The 205-nt window shown below is 68.8% G+C and carries 1 protein-coding gene and 1 pseudogene; both read left to right on the forward strand.

Annotated features, from left to right (window positions below):
• The coding region (locus OC490_RS49265) for a sugar ABC transporter permease (RefSeq protein WP_262064585.1) at nt 1–97 on the forward strand (97 nt) is incomplete at its 5' end.
• Nucleotides 67–205: pseudogene (locus OC490_RS49270) on the forward strand (sugar ABC transporter ATP-binding protein); the annotation flags it as partial. The gene OC490_RS49265 and the pseudogene OC490_RS49270, both read left to right, overlap by 31 nt.

The following is a 205-nucleotide window of genomic DNA, read 5'->3' on the forward strand; positions in this document are numbered from 1 at the left end:
CTGGAACCCCGACTGGTTCAAGGCGTTCCTGGGCGTGATGCTCCTGGGCGCCGTCCTCATCAACTTGTGGGTGCAGCGCACCGCGACCCGGAGGTGACCTCGATGACGAGCGACCATCCCCTCGTTCACCTGCGGGGCACCGGCAAGGCGTACGGCAATGTGCGTGCCCTGCACGGTGTGGACCTCGCGGTCCGCCCCGGCCAGG

The organism is Streptomyces sp. STR69, assembly GCF_024519455.1.
GTDB lineage: Bacteria > Actinomycetota > Actinomycetes > Streptomycetales > Streptomycetaceae > Streptomyces.